This is a genomic window from Nocardia sp. NPDC050718 (assembly GCF_040654235.1).
Taxonomy (GTDB): domain Bacteria; phylum Actinomycetota; class Actinomycetes; order Mycobacteriales; family Mycobacteriaceae; genus Nocardia.
This window is the reverse complement of record NZ_JBFAHQ010000002.1, coordinates 348,636-372,232: the sequence shown is the minus strand read 5'-3', so window position 1 is coordinate 372,232 and position 23,597 is coordinate 348,636. Positions and strand designations below refer to the sequence as shown.

Genomic DNA, 23,597 nt, shown 5'->3' with positions numbered 1-23,597 from the left:
GTCACGCCTCAGGCGCGGGCGGAATCCGTTCCGGCGCCGGATTTCTCGATCGGCAGGTGGCCGGCCCGGCGCACCGCCCAGACGGTGACCACCAGGGCCACCGCGGTCAGCGGCCAGCCCATGCCGATCCTGGCCACGGCCAGCCAGGTGGTGTGGTCGGTGTCGTAGAGCTGGGACTGCACCAGGTAGCGGGCGCCGAAGACGACCACCCACACGACGGTGGCCAGGTCGTAGAGCCTGCGGATGCGCCGATCGGCCCGCCAGCCGGTGCCGTGCCCGTTGAGCGCGCCCCAGATCACCCCGACCAGCGGCCGGCGGAACAGGATCGACAGCGCGAACACCCCGCCGTACACGAGGCTGGTGTAGATGCCGAACAGGAAGAATCCCTTGGCCTCGCCCATCCGGTAGGCGATGAACGCGCACACGCCGACGCCGAGGAAGCCCGAGATCGCGGGCTGCACGGGGCTGCGCTTGTACAGCCGCCACCCCAGCACGCCCGCGGCGACGCCGAGGGCGGCCCAGATGGCCGCGGTGAGTCCGGCGAAGGTGTTCACCGGGACGAACACCAGCACGGGCAGGGTGGAGTAGATCAGGCCGCTGATGCCGCCGAGCTGCTCGAGCAGCGTCTGTTCGGCCTGCTCGACCTCGGCGTCCACCGCGGGGTCGACCGGCTCATCGGTCGCCACCGGCAGCGCCACGGTGGGCTCGGGGTCCGCCTCGATGCGGTACTCGTCGCTGGAGGGCATACGTCAGCTGTTCCCGCGCAATTCGTAGTAGGGGTTGAAGATCACCTTGCGGCCGTCGCGGTCGCCGACGCGACCACGGACCAGGATCCGCCTGCCCGGCTCGATACCGGGGATCCGCCTGCGGCCGATCCAGACCAGGGTGATCGCGTCGGTGCCGTCGAAGAACTCGGCCTGCACGGTCGCGCCCGCGGCCTTGGGACACGCCTCGACGCTGCGGAGTCGGCCCAGGATGGTGGCTTCCTCACCGCGACAACAATCCACCGCGCGCCGGGCACCGGAGGCATCGGCCGTCTCCGCCAGTTCCTCGGCGTCGAGCTGGTCGATATCCGCGGTCAAACGGCGACCGAGTCGACGAAAATATCCCGAGTCCGGACCCGATCCCGACTTGTGTCCGCCCGTGGATGACGACATGGCACGCTTCTCCCGCTAGTTGGCCGTACACCGCCACTGTAGATGGGCAAACGATCGGCCGCTACGCTCGGTCCGTGTTGCGCTCCCCATCCCAGGTCACCGTGGTCGCCCTGCCCGGAACCGGTTCCGACGCCGATTTCGCCGCCCGTGCGTTCGGACCGGCAGCGGCCGCGCACGGACTGGCGTTCCAGGCCGTCGAACCGGACCCCCAGGCCGTGATCGCGAGCTGTACCGCGGCTTTGGATGCCGCCGCGGCCCGCGGCCCCGTCCTGGCCGCAGGGATCTCCCTCGGCGCCGCGATCGCGCTCGACTGGGCAGCCGGGCAGCCGACCGCGGTGGTCGGTGTCATCACGGCATTACCCGCCTGGACGGGTGCCGAAACCGCCGCCTGCCCGGCCGCGCTCAGCGCGTCGGTTACCGCCGAGCAACTGCGCGCCGACGGACTGGACGCGGTGATCGAGCGGATGCGCGCCTCCAGCCCGGCCTGGCTGGCCGACGCGCTCACCCAGTCCTGGCGCGGCCAGTGGCCGCACCTGCCGCGCGCGCTCGACGAGGCGGCCGCCTACGCCTGGCCGACACTCGAACGGCTTGCGGACACCCGCGTGCCGGTCGCCGTGGTCGGCGCGAGCGACGACCCGATCCACCCGATCGCCGTGGCCGAACAGTGGGCCGCGACGCTGCCACAGGCGCGGCTGCGTCGAGTGACCCTGGACGAGCTCGGTGCCGATCCATCGGTACTCGGACACGCGGGCTTCGCCGAACTGGACGCGATCGGCCGATTCGGCGCCCACTCTGCGGGACAACTGATTTCGCGAGCACACGGGTAACTCGCCGGGCACGCCCAGCACGCCACCCACCCCGGACCGCCGGCCCGGTCGGCAGCCGACTACCTCCCCTCGACCGGCAGAAGTCACGGAGAGGCGGGCCGGCCGCTAGTTCAGGCCGAGCTGCTGCATGGCCGACCCGTCGGCACCGCGGCGCGGCTCGTCGGGCATCTTCGGCGGCAGCGCCGAGGCCGGCGCGGCCTGGGCAGCGGCGGCCTGGGCGGCCAGCGCCTGCTGCTGGGCGAGCACCTGCTGCTGATGGGCGGCGGCCAGCTGTTCGGCCAGTTCCTGCGGCAGCACCACCGGGAGCGGATCGCGCACCGGCAGCGGCTCGTCACCGCGCCGCACCACGGCATCGGCCAGGACGGCACGGGCGGCGGTGATCAGCGGGCTGCGCTCGTCGACCGCGCCGGACGGACCGGCGGCGACCAGGCGGATCATCCAGCGCGGTCCGTCGACACCGATGAACCGCAGGTCGGCGCCCTCGGTGATGGCCTTGACCTCGCGGCCCCACGGCCCCTTCTCCACGGCGACGCTCGCGCCGTCACCGCGCAGCGACTCGGCCAGATCGGCGGCGACCGTGCGCCACTGCCCGGCCGACTTCGGCGCCGCGTAGGCGGCGACGGTGAGCCTGCCGTGCTCGGTGGCCAGGTGCACCGCCTGCGGGGTGCCGTCGGGGCTCATCTCCACCTGCAGCTGCCCGCCCGCCGGGACGGGAATGACCACCGACCCCAGATCGAGGCGGCGCGCGACCATCTCGTCGGACACCTCGCTGATGTCGTACGGGCCTGCGGCGGCATCCGGCTCGTGGTCGAAGTTGCCGTAGATGCGCTCGTCGGTCGGGGCGTCGTCGAAGTCCAGGTGCGCGAAGTCGGGGCGCTGGAACTCGTCGGTGTCGTACTCGTCCTCGAACTCGTCGAAGCCGTCGGCATCGGTGTAGTCGTCGGCGTCCGCGTACTCCGCGTCGTCGTAGGCCGCGTCCTCGCGGGGCGCGCGCTTCTTCTTCCCGAACAGACCCATTACGCCTCCTCGCCGGCCAGGCTGGCATGCCCGCCGCTCGACCCGTATCCGCCGGTGCCGCGCGCGGTCTCGTCGAGATCGTCGACCTCGGCGAAGTCGACCAGCTCGACCCGCTGCACCAGCAACTGCGCGATGCGATCGCCGCGCCGTAGCTCGATCGCCGTGCGGGGATCGTGGTTGATCAGGCACACCTTGATCTCGCCGCGATAGCCCGCGTCCACCGTGCCGGGGGTGTTGACCACGGACAATCCCGCCTTCGCGGCCAGCCCGGACCGGGGATGGATCAACCCGACCGTGCCGACCGGCAGCGCGATCGCGATCCCGGTGCCGACCAGCACCCGCTCGCCCGGTTCGATGATCACGTCCTCGGTGGTACAGAGATCGACGCCCGCGTCACCCGGATGGGCACGCGTCGGCACGGGGATGCCGGGATCGAGCCGCCGCAGCGGAATCGGTGCAAGTGCGTTCACATCGGTCGAGCCTACGCGGTCGGCCCCGGACCTTCTCGTCGCCGCCCTGGTGCGGTGACCTAGTGTTGAGGGGTGCCCGACCAGCCCCATTCGCCGACCACCGATACCGCCGACACCGAGCGCTCCGCGTCCTCGGGACACGGTGCCTCGCCCTATCGCGAACGCCTCTGGGTGCCGCTGTGGTGGTGGCCGATCGGGTTCGCCATCGCGGGCCTGCTGGCCGCCGAGATCCACATGGGCGCGCCGGGCCTGCGGGCCTGGCTGCCCTACGTCGCGCTGGCGCCGATCCCGGTCTGGATCCTGCTGTGGATGTCGCGGCATCGCCTCGAGGTCACCGTCGCGCCCGACGGTACGGCGGAACTGCGCGTCGACCGCGCCCACCTGCCGGTGAGCTTCGTCGCGCGCGCCGCGGCCGTCGCACCGACGGCCAAGAGTGCGGCGCTGGGCCGACAGCTCGACCCCGCCGCGTATGTGCAGCATCGGGCCTGGATCGGCCCGATGGCGCTGCTCGTTCTGGACGACCCGGACGACCCGACGCCGTACTGGTTGATCAGTACGCGCAGGCCGGACCGGGTCTTGGCCGCGCTCGGGCTCCCGAGCGCGGGCTGACCCGTCTCGCGTCGCGTCAGGCGGCGCAGTCCATGCAGATCAGCTGGCCGCCCTTCTCGCTGGCCAGTCGGCTGCGGTGGTGCACGAGGAAGCAGCTCGAACAGGTGAACTCGTCGGCCTGCTTCGGGACCACCCGAACGCTGAGTACCTCGTCGGACAGGTCCGCGCCGGGAAGCTCGAACGATTCCGCCGTATCGGACTCGTCGATGTCCACGACGGCGGACTGCGCCTCGTTGCGGCGGGCCTTCAGCTCCTCGAGCGAATCCTCCGACACTTCGTCGGATTCGGTGCGCCGCGGTGCGTCATAGTCGGTTGCCATGTCGTCTTCCCCTCAGTCCTTACTCCGTATATCCCGGATCGGTTCGATGGCCGTACCCCACTGGGGTCCGGCGTTCGTACCGCCCCGCCGGTGGTGCACCTCACACGTACACCGGCCGCCTATCAGCGTCGATCGAGGATCGATGACTCCGACAGCGTTCGGTTAACGCAGGACATGCCCTTGTTGTTCCCGCGACCGACCACCGTTTCACCGGTGATTATTCGATCTGGGCGGCCAGACAATAGCGGACCTACGGACAAATGTCGCAATCAAAACCCGGCCGAGTCGAAACCGACGACGAATCTTCACCTGGTGGGAAACTCGCCGAGACCTCCCGCACTCGCGCATCGCCACCGGACTCGTAGAGTGAGCGCGTGGTTTCACTGATCACCGAAGGCAGCGCGACCGATCGCGACGGCAAACCCTTCCCGCGACGGCGGCCCGAGCTCTGGCTCGCGCTCGTCCTCGTGCTGGCTCTGGTGAGCCTGTTCGTCTGGATCACGGCGTTTCGGACCCATGACGACAGCAACGAGCCGATGGCCTGCAACGCACCGAGCACGCCGACCGCCACCAACGCGGCCCAGCCCGCCGCGCTGGGCACCCGGATGAATCCGTCCCGGCTCGACGACGTCGATCCCGCGGCCCTCTCGGAGTCGAAGGTGCGGGTCTTCAACGCCAACGGCAAGAGCGGCCAGGCGGGTCACATCGCGGCCGCGCTGGGCGACCTCGGGTTCGCGGGCGCGCCGGGGACACAGGTCGGTAACGATCCGGTCTACGTCAGCGGCGACCTCAATTGCACCGGTCAGATCCGCTACGGCGTCAACGGGCGGCCCGCCGCCGCGTCCGTGCAGCTGGTCGCGCCCTGCGCCGAGCTGATCGAGGATCCGCGCACCGACGACACCGTCGACCTGGTGCTCGGCCTGGCCTTCGGCGAATCGCTGCGCCCCGGCGCCGACGCCGAGGAGGTGCTGCGGTCGCTGAAGAACCTCGCGCCCGGCGCCAGCTCGTCCTCCATCGATCCCGAACTCCTGGACGCCGCCCGCACCGTCAAGTGCTGAGCCGAGCCACGCGCCGCGGGTCCGCAGGCCCGCGGCGCGTGCGCGTCAGTCGGGCAGGGCGGTCGTCGCGCCGACCCGGGTGAGCAGGGCGGTCAGCTCGGTCGCCACGCCCGGCGCGGACACGATCGTCAGCTCCCCCGCGGCGCCACCGACGGTGACGTCGGGGACGTGCACCACGGCACCGGCCTCGGCGGCGATCAGCGCGCCCGCGGCCCAGTCCCAGGCGTTGAGCCCGTGCTCGTAGTAGGCGTCGAGTTCGCCGGACGCGACGTGGCACAGGTCCATGGCGGCGGCACCGAGCCTGCGGATGTCGCGGATCTCCGGAAGCACCTCGGTGAGGAAACGCGCCTGCGCCGCGCGCCGCTGCCTGCCGTAGGCGAAGCCGGTGCCGACGAGCGCCACCGTCAGCGAATCCTCCTGCGCGCACGCCAGTTTCACGCGGGTGCCGTCGGCGCGCACGGCGTAGGAGCCGGCCCCGCGCGCGGCGCTGTAGGTGGTCGCCGCGGCCACGTCGACGACCGCGCCCGCGACCGGTTCACCGTCGCGCACCGCGGCCACCGAGACCGCGTAGCCGGGCAGGCCGTAGAGGAAGTTCACGGTGCCGTCGATCGGGTCGACGACCCAGGTGATCGCCCCCGGCGCCGTGGCGCCGACATCGCCGCCGCCCTCCTCGCCCAGGATCGCGTCGGCGGGCCTGCGCTCGGCCAGCAGCGCGCGGATCAGCTGCTCGGATTCGGTGTCGACGACGGTGACCGGATCGGTGATGTGACCCTTGGTCGCCACGGCGCCCGCCACGGGGCCACCGGCGGCGAACACTTCGGGTCTGCGGGCACGCACGTGCGCGGCCGCCGCCTCGGCGAGTTCGACGGCCAGCAGCCGCAACTCCTCGTGGTCGGCGGCGGTCGGGGCGAGGACGGTCTCGGACACGATGGGTTCGGGCACGGCTCCATCGGATCACATGTGGCGACGCCTCGCGCGCAGGGTGACTACCGCTACTCTTTGTCAGGCACATCGGCGCGTCAGCAAGGGGTTGATCCATGTCCGCTCGGGGGCACGCATTCGGCATCGATATCGGCGGTAGCGGGGTGAAGGGCGCCGTGGTCGACCTGGCGACCGGCACGCTGACCCACGAGCGCCTCAAGATCGCCACGCCACAGCCGGCCACGCCGGACGCCGTCGCGGCCGCGGTGGCCGAACTGGTCGCGCTGGCGGACTGGGACGGCCCGGTCGGGATCACCCTGCCCTGCGTGGTGCTCGACGGCCACGCCAGGACCGCCGCCAACATCGACCACGCGTGGATCGGCACCGACGCGCGCGAGCTGTTCTCGAAGGCGCTGGGCGGGCGCGCGGTGACCGTGCTCAACGACGCCGACGCGGCCGGGCTGGCCGAGGACAGCTACGGCGCCGCCGGCGAGCTCGACGGGCTGACGCTGCTGCTCACCTTCGGCACCGGGATCGGCTCGGCGCTGCTCTACGACGGCACCCTGGTGCCCAACTCCGAGCTGGGCCACCTGGTGGTCGCCGGCGACGAGGCCGAGCACCTGGCCGCGGCGTCGGTCAAGGACCGCGAGGAGCTCAGCTACCCGCAGTGGGCCGAGCGGGTGAGCACCGTGTTGCGGCACCTCGAGGACCTGTTCTGGCCGAAGGTCATCGTGGCCGGTGGCGGCATCAGCCGCGACCACGAGCAGTGGATACCGTTGCTCACCAACCGAACTCCGGTGATCCCGGCCGTGTTGAAGAACACCGCGGGTATCGTCGGCGCGGCCATGGCCATCGACAAGGGCATCGCGCCGTAGCCCGGCGCGGAGGTCGGCGCAACGCCTGGGTGGCATCGTGCCATGAGTACCCTGGTTGGATCGTTACAATGGAACACGTCCGGCGGTGAGCCGGTGAAACCTTCCGGCCGCGGCCGGTCGCGCGGACCGGTGCACAGACCGGCTCCACCCGACCGACGCACCGCCGGTGCAACCCGACCGACCGCTCCGCCGGAAAACCACTCTGGCGTGACGCCGCACGAGACCGTCACGAAAGGGCGTACGTGGTAGCCACGAATACCCGTCAGACCGCCGACTCGGCCGACGCCGACGCCGACGCCACCACCCCGGCCAAGAAGGCTCCGGCCAAGAAGGCCGCTGCCAAGAAGGCCCCGGCGAAGAAGGCCGTCGCCAAGAAGGCTCCGGCCAAGAAGGCTGCCGCCAAGAAGGCGCCCGCCAAGAAGGCCGCCGCCAAGAAGGCGACGGCGGCCGAGGGTGGCGAGGAACAGCTCGACGACGAGTCGATCGAGCTCGACGATCTCGGCGACCTGGAGGTCTCCGAGGACGAGCTCACCGACGGTGACGCCCTGGTCGAAGAGGTGGCCGAGGACACCACCGAGGAAGCCGAGACCGAGGAGCCGTCCGAGAAGGACAAGGCCTCCGGCGATTTCGTGTGGGACGAGGAGGAGTCCGAGGCGCTGCGTCAGGCGCGCAAGGACGCCGAGCTCACCGCGTCCGCCGACTCGGTGCGCGCCTACCTCAAGCAGATCGGCAAGGTCGCGCTGCTGAACGCGGAGGAGGAGGTCGAACTCGCCAAGCGGATCGAGGCCGGCCTGTTCGCCGCGGAGAAGATGCGCGAGTTCGCCGAGGCGGGCGAGAAGCTGTCGGTGACCACCCGCCGCGATTTCAACTGGATCGTGCGCGACGGCAACCGGGCCAAGAACCACCTGCTCGAGGCCAACCTCCGCCTGGTGGTCTCGCTGGCCAAGCGCTACACCGGTCGCGGCATGGCGTTCCTGGACCTGATCCAGGAGGGCAACCTCGGCCTGATCCGCGCGGTCGAAAAGTTCGACTACACCAAGGGTTACAAGTTCTCGACCTACGCGACGTGGTGGATCCGCCAGGCCATCACCCGTGCCATGGCCGACCAGGCCCGCACCATCCGTATCCCGGTGCACATGGTCGAGGTCATCAACAAGCTCGGCCGCATCCAGCGCGAGCTGCTCCAGGACCTGGGCCGTGAGCCCACCCCGGAGGAGCTGGCCAAGGAAATGGACATCACGCCGGAGAAGGTGCTGGAGATCCAGCAGTACGCGCGTGAGCCGATCTCGCTGGACCAGACCATCGGCGACGAGGGCGACAGCCAGCTCGGCGACTTCATCGAGGACTCCGAGGCCGTCGTCGCGGTAGACGCGGTGAGCTTCACCCTGCTGCAGGATCAGCTGCAGTCGGTGCTGGAGACGCTGTCCGAGCGTGAGGCGGGCGTGGTGCGGTTGCGCTTCGGCCTCACCGACGGCCAGCCGCGCACCCTCGACGAGATCGGCCAGGTCTACGGCGTGACGCGCGAGCGCATCCGTCAGATCGAGTCGAAGACGATGAGCAAGCTGCGCCATCCGAGCCGGTCGCAGGTGCTGCGCGACTACCTCGACTAGCGCGTTTCGACACGGAGGCCCGTGTCCATCTTCGGATGGGCACGGGCTTTTTTGTTTCCGAATGCACATTCCGATCGGTCGGTATTCCCAATAAACCGGACTCGGTAACCTTTTCGTGACCAAACCCACAGTGCCGGATTGCGCTGTGAACGACACGGATTCGCGATCTTCGCCGTATCGTCACATCCAGTTTTTCGTTCTACCGCCGCCGGTTCGCGGTACTTGGCATTGAGGGTTTTCGCGGCGTGCTCGACATTTATCACTTCAGCTACGGGTGGATCACTCCCGTTCTCGCGTATTTCATGTCCGTCACCGGATGTCTGCTCGGCCTGCAGTGCGCGGCCCGCGGCCGCAACGCGGTGGAGGGGCGGGTCAGCTGGCTGGTCGGCGCCGCGATCGCGATCGGCGGAACCGGCATCTGGGTCATGCATTTCATCGCGATGCTCGGCTTCTCGATCCGCGGCGCGGAGATCCGCTTCGACATTCCGCTGACGCTGTTCAGCGCGCTCACCGCGATGGTCGTCGTCGGGATCGGGCTGTTCATGGTCAACAAGCCCCAGCCCACGCTGCGCTCGCTGCTGGCGGGCGGGACGATCACCGGGCTCGGCGTCGGCACCATGCACTACACCGGCATGTACGCGATGAAGTCGACGGCGACGGTCAGCTACGACGCGAAGATCGTCGCGCTGTCGATGGTGATCGCGGTGGTCGCCTCGATCGTGGCGCTCTGGTTCACCTTGCGCGTCAAGGGTTTTCTGGCGACGGTCGGCGCGGCCATCATCATGGGCGTCGCGGTCTGCGGTATGCACTACACCGGCATGGCCGCCATGCACGCCCACTCCGATCACCACGCTGCACCGCCCGCGGGCTCGGGCGCGATGGACCTGCTGGCCCCACTGATCGGGGTGAGCAGCATCGTCACCATGCTGGTGCTGATCAGCGTGAGCCTCACCGAGATCGAGAACGAGGAGGCGCTGCCGCGGATGTGGCTGACCTCCCGGCGCGGGCCCCGGTCGCGCCCGCAGCGGGACGTCGCGCCGGTGGCACCGATGCCGCCGCATCCCTACGTGGAACACCACACCGAGGAGCTGGTCTACGACGGCGTCGGCGCCTGGCCGCGCCGGGTGGTGGACTGATCAGCTCGGCGCCAGACCCGCACGGCGCCGGGTGAATTCGACGACCGGCTCGACGACCCTGGCCGCGACCGGCCCGAGGATCGCCATCAGCAGTACGTAGCCGGAGGCGAGCGCGGCCAGCCGGGGATCGACCTTGCCGGAGGTGACCGCCAGCCCGGCGATGACGATGGAGAACTCACCGCGCGCCACCAGCGCGGCGCCCGCCCTGGCCCGGCCCATCCGGCGGATCCCCTGCCTGCTCGCCGCCCACCAGCCGACCGCCATCTTGGTGCCCGCGGTGACCACCGCCAGCACCACCGCCCAGCCGAACACCGGCGGGATCGCGGCCGGATCGATGGACAGCCCGAAGGCGACGAAGAAGATCGCGGCGAACAGATCGCGCAGCGGCTCGAGCAGCTTCGCCGCCTCGTGCGCGGTGGACCCGGAGATCGCGATGCCGAGCAGGAACGCGCCGACCGCGGCCGAGACGTTCAGCGCCGAGGCCGCGCCCGCCACCAGCAGCGCGGCACCGAGCAGTTGCAGCAGGAACACCTCGCGGTCGGCGCTGTCGAGCACGGCCGAGACCACCCGGCCGAACCGCAGCGCCACCACCAGCACCACCGAGATGGTGGCCAGCGCGACGGCCAGCGACACCAGCCCGCTCAGCAGGCTCAGCCCGGCCAGCATCATGGTCAGGATCGGCAGGTATACCGCCATCGCCAGGTCCTCGAGCACCAGGATCGACAACACCACCGGGGTCTCGCGGTTACCGAGCCGGCCGAGGTCGTCGAGTACCTTGGCCACGATCCCCGACGACGAGATGTAGGTGACGCCGCCGAGCACGACGGCTCCGGTCGCACCCCAGCCGAGGATCAGCGCCACCGCGGCGCCGGGCAGCGCGTTGGCCACCAGATCCACCACGCCCGCGGCCCAGGAGCGCCGCAGGCCGGTCATCAGTTCAGGGGCGGTGTACTCGAGCCCGAGCAGCAACAGCAGCAGCACGACGCCGATCTCGCTCGCCAGATGCCCGAACTCGGTGGCCGCCTCCAGCTGTAGATAGCCGCCGCGCCCGAAGGCCAGACCGCCCAGCAGATACAGCGGGATCGGCGACATGCCGAACCGGGCCGCCACCCGCCCGCAGATGCCCAGCGCGAACAAGATCACACCGAGCTCGAGCAGAGCCAGGGCCTGCGAGGTCACGGCGGTCAGCCGTGCGCGAGGATCTTCGCGGCCGCGTCGAGGCCGTCCGGAGTGCCGACGACCACGAGCAGGTCACCCTCGGTGAAGGTGAAGTCGGGCCCCGGCGACGGGTGCAGCTGACCGGCGCGCATCACCGCGACGATCGAGGTCTTGGTGCGGGTGCGCATGGCGGTCTCACCGAGTGTGCGTCCCGCGTACGGTGATTCGTCGAGGATCGCGAGCTGGCGGGTGGTGATGCCCGGCAGATCGCGATGGTCGTCGTTGAGTTTGGCGACCAGCTGCGGCGCGCCGAGCAGGTTCGCCAGCACCGACGCCTCGTCGGTGGACAGCGGCACCTGGGCCGCGATCGCGTCCGGGTCGTCGTGTTTGGACACGATCAGGTCGATGTCGCCGTCGCGGTGGGCGACCACGCCGACCCGACGACCCGACTTGACCTCGAAATCCTTGCGCACTCCGATTCCCGGTAGCGCTGTGACGTCGACGTTCACACCTTCCACAGTAGTCGCGCCGCCACCGCGGATGTGGCCTACGCCACTGTGCCGCGCCGGGGCGTATCGAAGTGTCCGTCCGGGCCGGGCAGGTACGCGACGGCCTCGAGCACGGCGGCGACGGGCAGCGGCGCGTACAGGTGCGGGAACAGCATCGAGGCCGGATCGGTCGGCACCCCCGGCTCCCAGCGCACCTCGCCGGTGAACCGGGACGGGTCGAGCCAGAGCACCACCAGGTCGGTGCGTCCGGCGAAGAGCCGGTTGGCGGGCAGGTGGACCTGCGCCGGCGTGGACAGATGCACGAATCCGCTCTCCGACAGCGAGGGCGGCCTGCGTTCACCTACCCGTCGGGCGTCGGCCCATTCTTGGGAAGAACACAGGTGAACAAGCGTGTGGGTGTCGGACGTCACGGGTAATCTCCGGGTAGACAACAGGATCGGACGTCCAAGACCCTGCCACAGGATCATCGGAACTCCCTCGATACGCGGTCACGCCCGGTAGTAACGAGCAACACCGCAGCGAGCGACATATCGATGAGTGGCAGGGAGCGAGTGGGAGGTGGCAGCGACGGCACCGCGAGTGGTCGGCGTGGGCTCGGAAGCATGACCAGCATGTGTTCGCTTTCAGCGAAACCGCAGGTCGTGTTATCGAAAACACAAAGATTCACTTCCGGGAACAAAGCCTGAACCCCGAACGTCTGAGAGAGTAGTCGTACCACTGCTGGGAAGTAGCGGACGCGAGCCACGTGGAGTGACCACGGGGCCCACACCTAGGCGAACGGCCACGCAGCGCCGGGAGCCGGGACGGAGGAGTCATGCCAGGAACCCTGACCAGCACCCCACTGACCGCGGTCGATCGTTGCGATCGTTGCGGGGCGGCTGCCCGAGTGCGTGCCGTTCTTCCCGCGGGTGGCGAGTTGCTCTTCTGCCAGCACCACGCGAATGAACACATGGACCGTTTGCGCGAGCTCGAAGCCGTGATCGACACGGAATCCGCTCCCGCCCTCTGACCACTCCTCGCGTCCGAAACAACAACATCTGACAACAGAACACCCGACAGCGGGCGATCCGGAATCCGGACGCCCGCTGTTGTTGTCTCCGGGATCAGCCCGCGGCGTCGGCGAGGATGCCGTCGACCAGGGTCGCGACGCCGTAGGAGAAGGCGCCGTCGGGATCGGCCGGTGCCTGGTAGTGCTCGCCCACGGTCGCGCCGACCCGGCCCGCCAGCGGGAACTCCGCGGCGGGCATCACCCTCGCCAGCAGGGGGCCGTGCACGTTCCACCAGTCGGCGTCGCTGAGCTGGGCCGTCGCACCCGCCGCCGCGATGGCGAGGCGGGCGTTGCCGGTGGCGAAGTCGGTGAGCACCGCGATCGCGCGATCCATCGCGAGGTCGTCGAGCCCGATGCCCTCGATCGCGGCGAGCTGACCTTCGTAGCGGCGCATTCGAGCGGGCCCGAGCACCTGCCGCCACGGCGAGACCTCGAGCAGCCAGGGGTGCGCGATCAGCTCGGCCCGGATCCGGGCGGCCACCGCGATCATCCGGTCGCGGATCGGCAGGTCGGCCGGGATCGGCGGGTCGTCGGCGGCGACGGCGTCGACCATGAGCACCAGCAGCGCCTCCTTGCTGGGCACATAGGTGTAGAGACTCATGGCGCGCAGCCCGAGGTCGGCGGCGACCGCGCGGATCGTCAGCTTGTCGATCCCGTCGCGATCGGCCAGGGCGATGCCCGCGGCGACCACGGCGTCGACGGTGAGCCCGGGTTTCGGGCCGCGGGCGCCCGGTCTGGCGGGCAGCGCGTGCCGCCACAGCAGCTCGAGGATGCGGGTGGCCTGCGCGGTGGACTCGTCGCCGTCGGTGGGCACGCGCGGTCCTTTCTGGCGGTCGGGAACAAACTCAGTACAGTGTACGTTGTTAGGTCGTTCGCGCTGCCCGATCAGAGGAGACCGCTCTGCCCGCCACTCAGGCCACCTATCTCCCCGACCGTCACCTGTTCGCCCTGTGGACGTGGACCGGTCACGGTGCGGGCCCCGCGCCCACCGACCTCGGCGATCGGGAACACCTCACGCTCGCGCTCCCGGTCGGCGAACGCGGCGCGATCGAGCCGACCGAGGTCCCGGCCGCCGTCGTGACGCCCGCCGAGCTGGCCGGACTGGCTCCCGACGACCTCGCGCCGTCGACGCTGGCGTGGCGCGCGGTGCTCGCCCAGGACACCGACGTCCGGCCCGACACCCTGCCGATCGCCGCCCACGCCGTCCCCGACGCCGTCGGCACCGCGATCTTCTCGGCGGAGCGAGCCGCGCGGGTGCTACGGGAGACCGAGCTCGCCGCCATCGAACTCGCCGGCCTGCTCGACGCCACGCTGCGTCCGTATCAGGTGCGGGGCGTGAGCTGGTTGCACGAGACCGTCGCGGCGTACGGCGGCGCGGTGCTGGCCGACGAGATGGGGCTCGGCAAGACCGTGCAGACCATCGGATTCCTGCGCGGCCGGTCCGCCGGCCCGCAACTGGTGGTGTGCCCGACCTCGCTGGTCGGCAACTGGGTCCACGAGATCACGCGGTTCGCGCCCGATCTGACGGCCGTGTCCTGGCGCGGTGGCGCGGTGCCCGCCGCGCCCGGCACGATCGTGGTCGCCGGGTATCCGACGCTGCGGCTGCACGGGGCCGCCCTGACCGAGACCCGGTGGGCGACCGTGGTGTTCGACGAGGCCCAGGCGCTGAAGAATCCGCGCACGCAGGTGTCGCGGGCCGCCAAGGCCGTGCCCGCCGACGCCAAGGTCGCCCTGACCGGCACGCCGGTGGAGAACCATCTCGACGAGCTGTTCGCGCTGCTGCACCTCACCGTGCCGCGACTGTTCGCCCACCGCACCCAGTTCCGGCGCCGGTTCGTCAAACCGATCGAGGAGGGGTCGGCCACGGCCGCGGCCCGGTTGCGGGACGCGGTGGAACCGGTCCTCCTCGGCCGCAAGAAGATCCAGGTCGCGGCCTCGCTGCCGGCGAAGATCCACAGCGATCTGCTGTGCGACCTGACGCAGGAACAGGAACGGGTCTACGACGCGGTGCTCGCCGAGGCGCTCGACGAGGGCTTCGGCTCCGGGCTGCAACGCCAGGGGCGCGTGCTCGCGGCGCTGACCGGGCTCAAACAGGTCTGCAACCATCCCGGCCTGGTCTCCGGCGACCTGGACGAACTGGCCGGGCGCTCCGGCAAACTCGACCTCTGCACCGACATCGTGGCGACCAATCTCGACACCGGCGACCCCACGCTGATCTTCACCCAGTACCGCGCGACCGGTGAGCTGCTGGTGCGGCATCTCGCCGAACAGTTCGGGGTCACCGCGCCGTTCTTCCACGGCGGGCTCGACGCCGACCAGCGCGCCGGGATCGTCTCCGCGTTCCAGTCACCGGACGGCCCACCGGTGCTCGTGCTGAGCCTGCGCGCGGCGGGCACCGGTCTGACCCTCACCCGCGCCGCCGATGTGATCCACTTCGATCGCTGGTGGAATCCGGCCGTCGAAGCGCAGGCCTCCGACCGCGCGCACCGGATCGGGCAGACCCGCACCGTCACGGTCACCACGCTGACCAGCTCGACCACGGTCGAGGAGCACATCGCCGCGATGCACACCCGGAAATCGGCGCTGACCGATCTGTCCGACGCGGCGGGCATCGCCGAACTGGCCCGCCTCGACGACGACGCCCTCGTCGACATCCTGCGCCGGAAGCGAGAGAACTGATGGCCGACAACGAATTCGGTTACACGCCCTGGGGCAAGGACTGGGTCCGGCTGGCCGAGCCGCTGCGCCAGACCAAGCCGGAACCGATGCTGCCCCGCGCCCGCAGCATCGCCCGCAATCACGGCGTGCGCACCGAGATCGAGGGGCGCACGGTCCGCGCGCATCTGCATCGGGGCGGTCAGGCTTCGATCGCCCATGTCGAGGTGGTGCCGCTGACCCGGGCCGAGGTGACCACGATCGCGCGGGCGATTCCCGATTCCTCGGTGGTCACCGACGAGATGCACCGCGCGCTGCTCGACGCGGGTCACTCGCCCGCCCCGACCCTGGCCAGTACCGACTGCTCGTGCTCGGCGCGCACCGACCGGTGCGTGCACGTGCTCGCGGTGCTGTACACGATCGCCCGGCAGGTCGACGAGAATCCGCGGCTCGCCCTGGAGCTCCAGGGCTATTTCGACGCGACCACCGACACCGCGGCACCCGTCCAGGAACAGCGCTGGACCAGCATCAACGCACTCGATCCCGCGCGCTTCTTCGCGGTCTGACGCGCCGGGGCACCGCCGTTCGCGCGGTGCCCCGGCGCGCTCAGGCGTTGGTGCCACCATCGATGGTGATGACCGCGCCGGTGATGGTCCGCCCGGCGGGACCGGCGAGGAAAGCGACGAGATCGGCGACGTCCTCGGGCGCGCCGAAGCGCCCCAGCGCGTTGAACTCCCGCTGGACCGGCGCGTGGTCGCTGCCCGCCGGGTTCATGTCGGTGTCGGTGGGTCCCGGCTGGACCAGGTTGACGGTGATGCCGCGCGGGCCCAGTTCGCGGGCCAGCGCCTTGGTGTAGCCGTTGAGCGCGGACTTGCTCAGGTTGTAGAGCGCCAGGCCGCCGAAGAGCGCGCGGTCGGTCAGGTTCGAGCCGATGGAGATGATCCGCCCGCCCTCGCCCAGATGGGCCAGCGCGGCCTGGCCCGCGACGAACGGGGCGCGCGCGTGGATGTTCAGCGCCCGGTCGATCTCGTCCAGGCCGAATTCCTCGTAGGGCTTGGCCGGGAAGATGCCCGCGTTGTTCACCAGCACGTCCAGCCCGCCCAGGTCCCGCGCGGTCCGGTCGACCGCGGCGGCGATCTGCCCCGCGTCGGCGCTGTCGGCGCGCAGCGGCAGCGCCCGCCTGCCCAGCGCCTCGATGTCGGCGGCGACGGCCTTCGCCGCGCTCTCGTCGCGCTGGTAGGTGAACGCCACGTCGGCGCCCGCGCCCGCCAGCTTGCGGGCGATGGCGGCGCCGATCCCCCGGCTGCCACCGGTCACCAGGGCCACGGTGCTGCTCGTCATCGGTTCGCTCCTTTATGTAGTGATCAGTACACAAATAGCCAAGCGCACGACGCCGAGCCGCGTCAAGAGTTTCTTATCGATCGATACAGAATTTACGAGCGGGGGCTCGACGAGGTATGTTTGTCGATCGACACAGAAAGGTTCGCCATGGCAGAACGCGGCCGCCCACGCGGTTTCGATCGCGACGTCGCCCTGCGGCGCGCCATGGAGGTGTTCTGGGAACGCGGCTACGACGGCGCCTCGATGGCCGACCTCACCACCGCCATGGGCATCAACTCCCCCAGCCTCTACGCCGCCTTCGGCGACAAGGAAGCCCTGTTCCGCGCCGCGGTCGAGCTCTACGGCCGTACCGAGGGGTCACGCACGGCGCGGGCGCTGCGCGAGGAACCCACCGCCTACGCCGCCATCGCGGCGATGCTGCGCGACAACATCACCACCTATACCGACCCCGGGCTGCCGCACGGCTGCATGGTGGTCCTGGCGGGCGCGACCTACACCACGCGCAACGCCTCGGTCCGTGAGTTCCTCGCCGAGGCCCGCCGGCACACCACCGCCGACATCCACGCTCGGCTCGACCGCGGCGTCGCCGACGGCGATCTGCGGCCCGGCACCGACACCGCCGCGCTGGCGACGCTGTACAGCACCGTCCTGTACGGACTCTCGATCCAGGCCAGGGACGACGTCGGCCATGCCGAGCTCAGCGCCGCCGTCGACAGCGCGCTGCACGTGCTCGCGGCGTCGACGACGTAGCGTCCACGCGCTACTGGCGTCGCAGGGCCGCGATGCGCTCGGTCAGCTGGTCGGCGGTCGCCAGAGCCGTGGGCGGACCGCCGCATTCGCGCCGGAGCTCGCCGTGGATCACGCCGTGCGGTTTGCCGGTGCGGTGGTGGTGCATCGCGACCAGGCTGTTGAGTTCGCGGCGCAGTTCCCCCAGCTTGTCCGACGTCGCGACCCGTTCGACGACCGCGGCGGGCGCGGGGACGGCGGCGTCCTGGGCACTGCGGTCGGCGAGCTGACGGGTCTGCCGTTCGCGCAGCAGCGCGCGCATCTGGTCGGCGTCGAGCAGGCCGGGGATACCCAGGTAGTCGGCTTCCTCGTCGCTGCCCGCGATGGTGGCGGTGCCGAAGGAGGAGCCGTCGTAGATCACCTGGTCGAGCTCGGCGTCGGCGGCCAGGGCGACGAAGGACTTCTCCTCCTCGCCCGGCTCGTCCTTGGTCTTGTTCGCGTCGATCAGCAGTTCGTCGTCGAGCGCGTTCTTCTCGCGATGCGGCTTGCCGATCACGTGGTCGCGCTGGAGCTCGAGCTGGGCCGCCAGGTCGAGCAGCACCGGCACCGACGGCAGGAAGACGCTGGCAGTCTCCCCCGGCTTGCGGGCACGCACGAACCGGCCGATGGCCTGCGCGAAGTACAGCGGCGTCGACGCGCTGGTCGCGTACACGCCGACGGCCAGGCGCGGCACGTCGACGCCCTCGGACACCATGCGCACCGCGACCATCCACGGCTGGGTGCCCTTGGCGAACTCGTCGATGCGGCTCGAGGACTGCGGGTCGTCGGAGAGGACCACCGCGGGCCGCTCCCCCGAGATGTGTTCCAGCAGTTCGGCGTAGTCGCGGGCGCGTTCCTGATCGGTGGCGATCACCAGGCCGCCCGCGTCGGGGATGCCCGAGGCGCGCAGCTGGCGCAGCCGGGTGTCGGCCGCGCGCAGCACCGCCGAGATCCAGTCGCCCGCCGGGTCCAGCGCGGTGCGCCAGGCACGCGCGGTCTGTTCGGCGCTGAGCGGTTCGCCGAGGCGGGCGGTGTGCTCCTCGCCCGCGCTGTCGCGCCAGTGCGCGTCACCGGAGTAGGCCAGGAAGACCACCGGGCGCACGACGCCGTCGGCCAGGGCGTCGGCGTAGCCGTAGGAGTGGTCGGCGCGCGAGCGCGGGAAACCGGCCTCGTCGGGTTCGTAGGTGACGAACGGGATCTTGGAATCGTCGCTGCGGAACGGGGTTCCGGTCAGCGCGAGCCTGCGCGTCGCGTCGCCGAAGGCCTCCTCGGTGGCCTCGCCCCAGCTCTTGGCGTCGCCCGCGTGGTGGATCTCGTCGAGGATCACCAGGGTGCGGCGATTCTCGGTGCGCACCCGGTGCCGCGCGGGGTGGGCCGCGATCTGGGCGTAGGTCACCACGACGCCGTGGTAGTCGCCGGAGGTGCCGCCGGTGCTGTTGGAGAAGCGCGAGTCCAGCTGGATGCCGGAGCGGGCGGCCGAGGCGGCCCACTGGTGCTTGAGGTGCTCGGTCGGCGCGACGACGGTCACCTGGTCGACCGTGCGATCGGCCAGCAACTCCGCGGCTACCCGCAGCGCGAAGGTGGTCTTACCCGCGCCGGGGGTCGCGACCGCGAGGAAGTCGCGCGGCTTGGTGGCCAGGTATTTCGTGAGCGCGCGCCGCTGCCAGGCGCGCAGGGAACCCCCCGACGCACCCCCCGCGGCCGCATCGCCCGGTGTACCCGCTTCTCTCGCCGCAGCGACGCCACCCGACCCAGTCACGCAGACGACCCTAGCCGCCCGATGCGGCGTGTCGCCAAACCGACGCGGGGTGGGCGACAGGCATCACAAACGAGCCCGAGGTCACCGGCCATTTACCTGTTACCCGCCGACACGATGCCCGGCCCGCACCACACGGACCACCATCGTGCGGGATGCTGGAGACACCATGAGCAACGACCAGATCCGGGCAGCCGACGCGGCACACCCGCCGCAGGCATCCCTGCCCGGCGGTCCGCCCGCGCCGCCCGCGGCCGCCGGGCAACGTCCCCGCGAACACGCCCGGGTGACGCGGTGGCTGCTCATGGCGTGGCGGCTGGTGGTCCGGGTGGCCCAGAAGTGCTGGAACAACTCGATCTTCGCCAAATCGGCGGCCGCCGCCTTCTGGCAGACGCTCTCGCTCGCGCCGCTGCTGCTCGGCCTGCTCGGCAGCCTCGGCTACGTGGGCGGGCTCTTCGGCCCCGACACGGTGCAGATCGTGGAATCCAAGATCATCGCGTTCAGCCGGGAGTTCTTCAGCCCGTCGGTCGTCTCCGACCTGATCGAACCCACCGTCGACGACGTGCTCGGCCGCGGGCGCGGCGCGGTGGTGTCGGTGGGCTTCGTGCTGTCGCTGTGGGCCGGGTCCTCGGCGATGGCGACCTTCGTCGACGCGATCGTGGAGGCCCACGATCAGCAGGACGCCCGGCACCCGGTCTGGCAGCGGATCTTCGCGCTGCTGCTGTACGTGCAGTTCCTGGTGGCGGCGGTGCTGATCCTGCCGGTGATCGCGCTCGGGCCCACCCGGATCGGCCGGGTGCTGCCCGAGACCTGGCGCGAACCCGGCCTGCGCCTGATCGACACGTTCTACTACCCGATCGTCGGGTTGCTGCTGATCGTCGGGCTGACCACGCTCTACAAGCTGGCGCTGCACCGATCGCTGCCCTGGCACCGGCTCTTCGGCGGCGCGCTGGTGGCGGGGGTGTTCTTCCTGGCCGCCAGCGACCTGCTGCGCCGGTATCTGGCCTGGATCACCGCCACCGGGGTGAGCTACGGCGCGCTGGCCACGCCGATCGCGTTCCTGCTGTTCACCTATTTCCTCGGCTTCGCGGTGATCCTCGGCGCCGAGTTCAACGCCGCGGTGCAGGAGTTCTGGCCGGCCAGGGCCACCCGGATGGAGCAGGTCAAGGAGTGGCTCAGCAACCAGGTGCGCGGTGACGACGAACGCGACGAGGCGGCCGACGCCTCGGCGGAGGCATCGACCGCACCGAACGCGGAGCCGGTTCAGTCGCCCTTGCGCAAGCCGTCGTAGACCTTCTTGCAGTCCGGGCAGACCGGCGAACCGGGCTTGGGCGAACGCGTCACCGGGAAGACCTCGCCGCACAGCGCGACGACCATGGTGCCCATCACGGCACTCTCGGCGATCCGGTCCTTCTTCACGTAGTGGAAGAACTTGGGGACGTCGTCGCCGGTCGTCTCGTCGGTCGTGGTTTCCGGGCGTACCAGAGTGTCTGTACTCACGCCTTCCATGATGCCGCATCCCGGGCGCGTACCGCTGACCAGCCGCGTGTGCGTTCGCCGGCGTCGAGTGGAAGACTCGGGGTATGCAGTCCCACGGCGACACCCCCGGCGCCGACGAGCCGACACCGGCCCCGGAGGTGACGATGCCCGCCGCGCCGAGTTCCTCGCGCGGCTATTTCCCCGGCGCCGACGCCAAGCACCCGGTGCTCATCACCGAGGCCGCGCCGTCGCTCGACGACCAGCATCGCGCCCGCGTCCGCCGCTACACGATCATCATGGCCTTCCGCATCCCCTGCCTGATCCTGGCCGCGATCGCCTACAGCGCGTTCGAGAACCCGCTGATCTCGATCCTGATCATCGTGGCCTCGGTGCCGCTGCCGTGGATCGCCGTGCTCATCGCCAACGACCGGCCGCCGCGCAGCAAGGACGAGCCGAGCCGCTGGGACGGCCGGGCCAACCAGATCGCGCTGGACTCACGCCCGCACAAGGCCATCGACGGCTGACGCCTGCGGGCGCCGCACCAGCATCGACATCAGCGCCGCCAGGCCGCACAGCGCGCCGGCGAGATACCAGGCCAGATCGTAGGAACCCTGCAGGTCGCGGATGAGTCCCGCGCCGGTGGCCGCGATCGCCGCGCCGACCTGATGGGCGGCGAACACCCAGCCGAACGCGATCGGCCCGTCGGCGCCGAACAGCTCCCGGCACAGCAGCACGGTCGGCGGGACCGTGGCGATCCAGTCCAGGCCGTAGAAGACCACGAAGACCCACATGCTGGGCTGGGTGTGCGGACCCAGCAGCGAAGGCAGGATCAGCAGCGAGAGCCCGCGCAGCGAGTAGTAGCCGAGCAGCAGGTAGCGCGGATCGACCCGGTCCGAGAGCCAGCCGGAGGCGATCGTGCCCGCCACATCGAAGATCCCGACCAGCGCCAGCAGCCCCGCCGCGGTGGTCGGCGGCATGCCGTGATCGTGGGCCGCGGTCACGAAATGCGTGCCGACCAAGCCGTTGGTCGACGCGCCGCACACCGCGAAACCGCCTGCCAGCAGCCAGAACCCGGGCCTGCGCGCGGCCGAGGCCAGGACCTTCAGCGCCCGGCTCGCGCCCCCGGCGACCGCGACGCGCAGCCCCGCGTCCGAACCGTCCGGCGCACCGTAGGCCCGCACGCCGACATCGCTCGGGTAATCCCGGACGAACAGCCACACCAGCGGCACCACGGCCAGCGCGACGCCCGCCACGAGCACCGACGGCAGCCGCCAGCCGTGCTCGTGCGCCAGCATCGACACCAGCGGCAGGAACACCAGTTGACCGGTCGCGCCCGCGGCGGTCAGCACGCCGGTGACCAGGCCGCGGCTGCGCACGAACCAGCGGCCGGTGATGGTGGCGACGAACGGCATCGACATCGATCCCACGCCCACCCCGACCAGCAGGCCCCAGGTCGCCACCAGCTGCCAGGCCTGGGTCATGAACACCGTCAGCCCGCTGCCCGCCGCGATCAGCACCAGCGCCGAACACACCACCCGGCGGATGCCGAAGCGGTCCATCAGCGCGGCCGCGAACGGCGAGATCACGCCGTAGAGCAGCATGTTCAGTGACACGGCGGCCGAGATCGTCGCGTGTGACCAGCCGAATTCGGCGTGCAGCGGGTCGATCAGGACGCTGGGCACCGAGCGGAAGGCGGCGGCGCCCAGCAAGGCGACGAAGCCGACGCCCGCCACGATCCACGCGGGATGCGGGGCGCGACGACGCCGGGTGATCACCGGCGCGGCGTCGGTCGGCCGATCGATGGCCCCCGCGTCGCCGGGGACGGGAGTGGCGCGGTCGGCCGGGTCGTCGCCGGTGGGCGGCAGGGGCGCGCGGAGATCGGTCACCGGAACAGGGTGCCGGAACTTCGCGGCACGAACGAGTGGCCGCGATGACATCTTTCGTCGACATCCTGCCAACTCGCCGCCCGGCGATATCGCGGTCGACAGCGCGCCCGTTGCCGCCTACCGTGCGGACAGGACCTCCGCCCCCGCGCCGACGATCGGTCGGCCGCGCCGGGACCCGATCCACACCGAAACGGAGACAGCATGATTCGCTGGACGTGGGCCTTTCTCGACCGTCCCGCCACCGGTTTCGACGACTGCGTGCGGTTCTGGGCGACGGTCACCGGCTCCACCGTGTCCGAACCCCGGGGCGCGGACGGCGAATTCGTCACCCTGCTGCCCGCCACCGGTCCCGCCTGGCTGAAGATGCAGCGCGTCGGGGACGACGGCGGTATCCACCTCGACCTCGACGTCGACGACATCCCCGCCGCGGTGGCGAGCGCGACCGATCTCGGCGCCCGGGTCGTCACTGTCGAACGCGACTACACCGTGCTGGAATCGCCCGCCGGACAGACGTTCTGCTTCACCCCGGTTCGCGAGGCCGCCGCGTCCGAGGACGCGACCCCACCCCCGGTCGTCGTGTCGACCGCGCCCGACGGCACCGTGACCCGCCTCGATCAGATCTGCCTGGACCTGTCCCCCGCCGACATCGCGACCGACACCGCCTTCTGGCAGGCGCTGACCGGCTGGACCCATCGACCGGGCCGCCGTCCCGAGTTCTCCCGCTTGCGCGGTCCCGATCAGCCGCTGCACTTCCTGCTCCAGCGCCTCGACGAGCCGCGCCCCGCCGCCGCCCACCCGGACCTGGCCTCCTCCGATATCACCGCCACCGCCGCCTGGCACGAATCGCTCGGCGCCACCCGGGTCGCGGACGGCGAACGCTGGATCGTGTTGCGCGACCCCGGTTCCGCGCTCTACTGCGTCACCGGCCGCGACCCGTACACCGGCTGACGCCACCGGCCGGGACCGCCGTCGTCACCACCCCGAGCTCCTGCCGGACGACC

The 23,597-nt window shown here is 70.8% G+C and carries 26 protein-coding genes and 1 pseudogene; 13 read left to right on the top strand and 14 right to left on the bottom strand.

The window, feature by feature from the left end:
• Positions 1 to 8 precede the first annotated feature (8 nt).
• Together AB0H54_RS11205 and AB0H54_RS11200 are read right to left on the bottom strand one after the other, a co-directional pair.
• The gene (locus tag AB0H54_RS11205; protein ID WP_357344746.1) at positions 9 to 746 is read right to left on the bottom strand and encodes a DUF3159 domain-containing protein; all 738 of its coding nucleotides are present in this window, start codon (positions 744 to 746) and stop codon (positions 9 to 11) included.
• Positions 747 to 749: 3 nt separating this feature from the next.
• Complete coding sequence (locus AB0H54_RS11200; protein ID WP_019047972.1) at positions 750 to 1,157, bottom strand: OB-fold nucleic acid binding domain-containing protein; 408 nt, start codon at positions 1,155 to 1,157, stop codon at positions 750 to 752.
• Positions 1,158 to 1,231: 74 nt separating this feature from the next.
• Here AB0H54_RS11200 and AB0H54_RS11195 point away from each other — a divergent pair, with 74 nt between their 5' ends.
• On the top strand, positions 1,232 to 1,984 hold the full coding sequence (locus AB0H54_RS11195) for an alpha/beta hydrolase (protein WP_357344744.1): 753 nt from the start codon (positions 1,232 to 1,234) through the stop codon (positions 1,982 to 1,984).
• 105 nt (positions 1,985 to 2,089) lie between these two features.
• On the opposite strand, the gene AB0H54_RS11190 is transcribed toward AB0H54_RS11195, so the two are convergent.
• Both AB0H54_RS11190 and dut read right to left on the bottom strand, forming a co-directional pair.
• A complete protein-coding gene (locus AB0H54_RS11190) occupies positions 2,090 to 3,001 on the bottom strand; it encodes a DUF3710 domain-containing protein (protein ID WP_355277527.1) in 912 nt (303 codons plus the stop codon).
• Positions 3,001 to 3,471 carry a dUTP diphosphatase gene (gene dut, locus AB0H54_RS11185; RefSeq protein ID WP_218716944.1) on the bottom strand — a complete coding sequence of 157 codons (471 nt, stop codon included), beginning with the start codon at positions 3,469 to 3,471 and terminating at the stop codon, positions 3,001 to 3,003. The genes AB0H54_RS11190 and dut overlap by 1 nt, the downstream gene beginning before the upstream one ends.
• Before the next feature lie 72 nt (positions 3,472 to 3,543).
• On the opposite strand from dut, the gene AB0H54_RS11180 reads away from it, so the two are divergent.
• The gene (locus AB0H54_RS11180; RefSeq protein WP_357344741.1) at positions 3,544 to 4,080 is read left to right on the top strand and encodes a DUF3093 domain-containing protein; all 537 of its coding nucleotides are present in this window, start codon (positions 3,544 to 3,546) and stop codon (positions 4,078 to 4,080) included.
• A 16-nt stretch (positions 4,081 to 4,096) separates the two neighbouring features.
• Here AB0H54_RS11180 and AB0H54_RS11175 read toward each other — a convergent pair whose 3' ends face one another.
• The gene (locus AB0H54_RS11175) at positions 4,097 to 4,399 is read right to left on the bottom strand and encodes a DUF4193 domain-containing protein (protein ID WP_218716942.1); all 303 of its coding nucleotides are present in this window, start codon (positions 4,397 to 4,399) and stop codon (positions 4,097 to 4,099) included.
• Positions 4,400 to 4,773: 374 nt separating this feature from the next.
• Here AB0H54_RS11175 and cei point away from each other — a divergent pair, with 374 nt between their 5' ends.
• Positions 4,774 to 5,457 carry an envelope integrity protein Cei gene (cei, locus tag AB0H54_RS11170; protein WP_355277532.1) on the top strand — a complete coding sequence of 228 codons (684 nt, stop codon included), beginning with the start codon at positions 4,774 to 4,776 and terminating at the stop codon, positions 5,455 to 5,457.
• Between the two features lie 45 nt (positions 5,458 to 5,502).
• Here the strand turns inward: cei and AB0H54_RS11165 are convergent, their stop codons facing one another.
• A complete protein-coding gene (locus AB0H54_RS11165) occupies positions 5,503 to 6,399 on the bottom strand; it encodes an inositol monophosphatase family protein (protein WP_357344739.1) in 897 nt (298 codons plus the stop codon).
• Between the two features lie 95 nt (positions 6,400 to 6,494).
• Here AB0H54_RS11165 and ppgK point away from each other — a divergent pair, with 95 nt between their 5' ends.
• The 3 genes and pseudogenes from ppgK (at position 6,495) to AB0H54_RS11150 (ending at position 9,999) form a co-directional block, all read left to right on the top strand.
• Positions 6,495 to 7,253 carry a polyphosphate--glucose phosphotransferase gene (gene ppgK / locus AB0H54_RS11160; RefSeq protein WP_355277537.1) on the top strand — a complete coding sequence of 253 codons (759 nt, stop codon included), beginning with the start codon at positions 6,495 to 6,497 and terminating at the stop codon, positions 7,251 to 7,253.
• A 194-nt stretch (positions 7,254 to 7,447) separates the two neighbouring features.
• Positions 7,448 to 8,863 (top strand): annotated as a pseudogene (locus AB0H54_RS11155) (RNA polymerase sigma factor); the annotation flags it as partial.
• 245 nt (positions 8,864 to 9,108) lie between these two features.
• On the top strand, positions 9,109 to 9,999 hold the full coding sequence (locus tag AB0H54_RS11150; RefSeq protein ID WP_355277538.1) for an MHYT domain-containing protein: 891 nt from the start codon (positions 9,109 to 9,111) through the stop codon (positions 9,997 to 9,999).
• Here AB0H54_RS11150 and AB0H54_RS11145 read toward each other — a convergent pair whose 3' ends face one another.
• The 3 genes from AB0H54_RS11145 to AB0H54_RS11135 are packed head-to-tail and all read right to left on the bottom strand — an operon-like array spanning position 10,000 to position 12,076.
• The gene (locus AB0H54_RS11145; protein ID WP_357344736.1) at positions 10,000 to 11,178 is read right to left on the bottom strand and encodes a cation:proton antiporter; all 1,179 of its coding nucleotides are present in this window, start codon (positions 11,176 to 11,178) and stop codon (positions 10,000 to 10,002) included.
• 5 nt (positions 11,179 to 11,183) lie between these two features.
• Positions 11,184 to 11,666 carry a TrkA C-terminal domain-containing protein gene (locus AB0H54_RS11140; RefSeq protein ID WP_355277544.1) on the bottom strand — a complete coding sequence of 161 codons (483 nt, stop codon included), beginning with the start codon at positions 11,664 to 11,666 and terminating at the stop codon, positions 11,184 to 11,186.
• 38 nt (positions 11,667 to 11,704) lie between these two features.
• Positions 11,705 to 12,076, bottom strand: coding sequence for a DUF952 domain-containing protein (locus AB0H54_RS11135; protein ID WP_357344734.1), 372 nt, complete (start codon positions 12,074 to 12,076; stop codon positions 11,705 to 11,707).
• 404 nt (positions 12,077 to 12,480) lie between these two features.
• Between AB0H54_RS11135 and AB0H54_RS11130 the strand changes: the two genes are divergently transcribed.
• The gene (locus AB0H54_RS11130; RefSeq protein WP_029903635.1) at positions 12,481 to 12,675 is read left to right on the top strand and encodes a hypothetical protein; all 195 of its coding nucleotides are present in this window, start codon (positions 12,481 to 12,483) and stop codon (positions 12,673 to 12,675) included.
• A 94-nt stretch (positions 12,676 to 12,769) separates the two neighbouring features.
• Here AB0H54_RS11130 and AB0H54_RS11125 read toward each other — a convergent pair whose 3' ends face one another.
• The gene (locus AB0H54_RS11125; RefSeq protein WP_357344732.1) at positions 12,770 to 13,528 is read right to left on the bottom strand and encodes a TetR/AcrR family transcriptional regulator; all 759 of its coding nucleotides are present in this window, start codon (positions 13,526 to 13,528) and stop codon (positions 12,770 to 12,772) included.
• A 125-nt stretch (positions 13,529 to 13,653) separates the two neighbouring features.
• Here AB0H54_RS11125 and AB0H54_RS11120 point away from each other — a divergent pair, with 125 nt between their 5' ends.
• Complete coding sequence (locus tag AB0H54_RS11120; protein WP_357345711.1) at positions 13,654 to 15,393, top strand: DEAD/DEAH box helicase; 1,740 nt, start codon at positions 13,654 to 13,656, stop codon at positions 15,391 to 15,393.
• Positions 15,393 to 15,935 carry a hypothetical protein gene (locus AB0H54_RS11115; protein ID WP_357344730.1) on the top strand — a complete coding sequence of 181 codons (543 nt, stop codon included), beginning with the start codon at positions 15,393 to 15,395 and terminating at the stop codon, positions 15,933 to 15,935. Before AB0H54_RS11120 ends, AB0H54_RS11115 begins: the two co-directional genes overlap by 1 nt.
• A 40-nt stretch (positions 15,936 to 15,975) precedes the next feature.
• Here the strand turns inward: AB0H54_RS11115 and AB0H54_RS11110 are convergent, their stop codons facing one another.
• On the bottom strand, positions 15,976 to 16,710 hold the full coding sequence (locus tag AB0H54_RS11110) for an SDR family oxidoreductase (protein WP_357344728.1): 735 nt from the start codon (positions 16,708 to 16,710) through the stop codon (positions 15,976 to 15,978).
• Positions 16,711 to 16,857: 147 nt separating this feature from the next.
• On the opposite strand from AB0H54_RS11110, the gene AB0H54_RS11105 reads away from it, so the two are divergent.
• Positions 16,858 to 17,460 (top strand): TetR/AcrR family transcriptional regulator, encoded by a 603-nt coding sequence (locus AB0H54_RS11105; protein ID WP_357344726.1) that lies wholly within the window; start codon positions 16,858 to 16,860, stop codon positions 17,458 to 17,460.
• Positions 17,461 to 17,470: 10 nt separating this feature from the next.
• On the opposite strand, the gene AB0H54_RS11100 is transcribed toward AB0H54_RS11105, so the two are convergent.
• Entirely contained in the window at positions 17,471 to 19,150 is a 1,680-nt protein-coding gene (locus tag AB0H54_RS11100; RefSeq protein ID WP_355277838.1) for a DEAD/DEAH box helicase, read from the bottom strand.
• A 385-nt stretch (positions 19,151 to 19,535) separates the two neighbouring features.
• On the opposite strand from AB0H54_RS11100, the gene AB0H54_RS11095 reads away from it, so the two are divergent.
• The gene (locus tag AB0H54_RS11095) at positions 19,536 to 20,522 is read left to right on the top strand and encodes a YihY/virulence factor BrkB family protein (protein ID WP_357345709.1); all 987 of its coding nucleotides are present in this window, start codon (positions 19,536 to 19,538) and stop codon (positions 20,520 to 20,522) included.
• Here the strand turns inward: AB0H54_RS11095 and AB0H54_RS11090 are convergent.
• On the bottom strand, positions 20,495 to 20,731 hold the full coding sequence (locus tag AB0H54_RS11090; protein ID WP_355277558.1) for a DUF3039 domain-containing protein: 237 nt from the start codon (positions 20,729 to 20,731) through the stop codon (positions 20,495 to 20,497). The genes AB0H54_RS11095 and AB0H54_RS11090 overlap by 28 nt on opposite strands.
• A 143-nt stretch (positions 20,732 to 20,874) precedes the next feature.
• On the opposite strand from AB0H54_RS11090, the gene AB0H54_RS11085 reads away from it, so the two are divergent.
• Entirely contained in the window at positions 20,875 to 21,234 is a 360-nt protein-coding gene (locus AB0H54_RS11085; protein WP_357345707.1) for a DUF3099 domain-containing protein, read from the top strand.
• Here AB0H54_RS11085 and AB0H54_RS11080 read toward each other — a convergent pair.
• Positions 21,205 to 22,596: an MFS transporter gene (locus tag AB0H54_RS11080; RefSeq protein WP_357344724.1), complete on the bottom strand. Its 1,392-nt coding sequence runs from the start codon at positions 22,594 to 22,596 to the stop codon at positions 21,205 to 21,207. The two genes, AB0H54_RS11085 and AB0H54_RS11080, sit on opposite strands and share 30 nt — an antisense overlap.
• A 201-nt stretch (positions 22,597 to 22,797) precedes the next feature.
• Here AB0H54_RS11080 and AB0H54_RS11075 point away from each other — a divergent pair, with 201 nt between their 5' ends.
• Entirely contained in the window at positions 22,798 to 23,544 is a 747-nt protein-coding gene (locus tag AB0H54_RS11075; protein ID WP_357344722.1) for a VOC family protein, read from the top strand.
• Positions 23,545 to 23,597: the final 53 nt, after the last annotated feature.

Bases quoted from the DNA above. Each gene is read 5' to 3' on its own strand.
- AB0H54_RS11205 (WP_357344746.1), bottom strand. From the start codon at position 746: ATGCCCTCCAGCGACGAGTACCGCATCGAGGCGGACCCCGAGCCCACC.
- AB0H54_RS11200 (WP_019047972.1), bottom strand. From the start codon at position 1,157: ATGTCGTCATCCACGGGCGGACACAAGTCGGGATCGGGTCCGGACTCG.
- AB0H54_RS11190 (WP_355277527.1), bottom strand. From the start codon at position 3,001: ATGGGTCTGTTCGGGAAGAAGAAGCGCGCGCCCCGCGAGGACGCGGCC.
- AB0H54_RS11175 (WP_218716942.1), bottom strand. From the start codon at position 4,399: ATGGCAACCGACTATGACGCACCGCGGCGCACCGAATCCGACGAAGTG.
- ppgK (WP_355277537.1), top strand. From the start codon at position 6,495: ATGTCCGCTCGGGGGCACGCATTCGGCATCGATATCGGCGGTAGCGGG.
- AB0H54_RS11130 (WP_029903635.1), top strand. From the start codon at position 12,481: ATGCCAGGAACCCTGACCAGCACCCCACTGACCGCGGTCGATCGTTGC.
- AB0H54_RS11115 (WP_357344730.1), top strand. From the start codon at position 15,393: ATGGCCGACAACGAATTCGGTTACACGCCCTGGGGCAAGGACTGGGTC.
- AB0H54_RS11110 (WP_357344728.1), bottom strand. From the start codon at position 16,710: ATGACGAGCAGCACCGTGGCCCTGGTGACCGGTGGCAGCCGGGGGATC.
- AB0H54_RS11105 (WP_357344726.1), top strand. From the start codon at position 16,858: ATGGCAGAACGCGGCCGCCCACGCGGTTTCGATCGCGACGTCGCCCTG.
- AB0H54_RS11095 (WP_357345709.1), top strand. From the start codon at position 19,536: ATGGCGTGGCGGCTGGTGGTCCGGGTGGCCCAGAAGTGCTGGAACAAC.
- AB0H54_RS11085 (WP_357345707.1), top strand. From the start codon at position 20,875: ATGCCCGCCGCGCCGAGTTCCTCGCGCGGCTATTTCCCCGGCGCCGAC.
- AB0H54_RS11075 (WP_357344722.1), top strand. From the start codon at position 22,798: ATGATTCGCTGGACGTGGGCCTTTCTCGACCGTCCCGCCACCGGTTTC.